The organism is Microbacterium sp. P5_E9 (assembly GCF_054049175.1).
In genome coordinates this window covers 1-1,689 of the sequence record NZ_JBFUMV010000033.1, presented here as the reverse complement: position 1 = coordinate 1,689, position 1,689 = coordinate 1, and the positions used below count along the sequence as shown (strand labels likewise).

Annotated in this window: 1 protein-coding gene; it reads left to right on the top strand. The window is 63.9% G+C overall.

Going from position 1 to position 1,689, the window contains the following annotated elements; all coding sequences use genetic code 11:
* Nucleotides 1-679: 679 nt before the first annotated feature.
* Nucleotides 680-1,689: AAA family ATPase (locus tag ACXJ3V_RS20020; protein ID WP_457102111.1), on the top strand; the 1,010-nt coding region annotated here is incomplete at its 3' end.

Below are 1,689 nucleotides of genomic sequence, written 5' to 3'. Positions count from 1 at the left end.
CGCATCAGTGCAAGATATTCGCGGAGGCATCTCCCTCGAGAAACGAGGGTTCGGGATCATCCATCGCCACAAGTGGTACTGGTGGTTCCTCGGGGGTTGGCGGAAGCGCGAGATCCGTTCTGGTGACGAGCTGCATGAGAGCGTGTGGAGGCGCATTGACACTGGCCTGGATGCGAAGCGGCATCGTTACAGTCCCACGATCCCGAAGGACCTTCCGAGACCCAGCGCAACCCACGGGGGTGCAGAACTTTCGGACGCCACCAGGAGCGCCTGACACGCAAGGCCGAATTGCGATCGGCCAGATTCGGCTTCCCCGGTTTCGGTCACTGGCAGTCGCGCACCAAGTCCGGGCGAAAGCGACGAGGGAGATGCAGGCGGTTGGGGGTACGGTCGTCCCGCTGGCTACAAGGCCCGCGACGTGCTTGAACCAGTGGCCCCTGCGCGCTCGTACGCCCAACTCTGCACGGGGGTCGCGGACTGCCGAAACTGGAGCGACGTTCCACCGATTTCCAGGTGACTTTGATGGCATTTGTGGCCGGGACCACGCCTCACCGAGGGCAGACTTCACAACGTTCCGACATGCACGCCGCTGCCGGCGCTCCGTCGCTGGGGACAGTCGAGATGTCGTCCGCAATTCGGACACGATGTGGCGCTGAGGGTGGCGGAGTGGCCGTTTCGGATGCGGGAGGAAATCTTCTCGCACCTTCGTGATGCTCTTGTCTCGCACGGACCAACAGTGATCGTGCTGCACGGGACCGCCGGTGCTGGCAAGAGCCGAGTCGCTCGGGAGTGCATCGCCTGGCATCGACGTCGTGGTCGGCGGGTGACCTGGGTGACTGCGAACGCCTCGCTGCAGACGATTCTATGGGGAGCATTCGTCGAGCTCGAAGAGCAAGGAGAGTCGGTTGACGTCCTGCGGGCGCTTTGCAAGCGTATCGGCCGCGCGCCTGGCGAGGTGATGCTGCCTCTCCTTGTTTGCGACGACGCACATCACCTGGACGAGCGGTCGGCCGCGGTTGTAGCGGAGGTTGCGCGGGAGGGGAGGGCCTCGATTGTGCTTACAGTCCGTGACGGGGCACGCGTGCCCGACGCGATCCGCGCCGTCATCGAGGGCGAAAAGACCTTGGTCATCGGCGTGCCCGAACTCGATCGGGCCGGTGTCGCTGAGATGCTTGCCGCCGTGGTCCGGAAGAGGGTTCGCCCGAGCAGTGTCGACCAAATCTATGCCCTCACGCGGGGGAACTTTCTCTACCTAAGGGAGCTCCTCCGCGGAGAGATCGATGCGTCGTCCGCGCACCGCGGTGACGAGTGGACCTGGCAGCGGAGTGCGGGCTTGCCGCAGGGACTGGCGAACGTAGTCGGGAGACTACTCAGCTCGCTTACGCCCGCCCTCACTGACCTTGTTGATCTGCTCGCCGTTGCATCGCCACTGCGATGCTCCGTGTATGAGCGGATCGTTGGTCCGCTCGCAATAGAGCGCGCCGAAAGTCTAGGCCTCGTGCGCAGCTCGCAGTCACGTTCCGGCGTTGACCTGGAGGCAGCCCATCCGCTCATCGTGGAGATAGCCCGGGAGCGAATGGGTGTGCATAGGAGGAAGCGGTTGAGTGGACTCCTCGCGACGGAGTGGGCGGCAGCGGACTTGGCAGAATATCGCACGACGAGCACCCAGGACATGTTGAGGATGAGGAT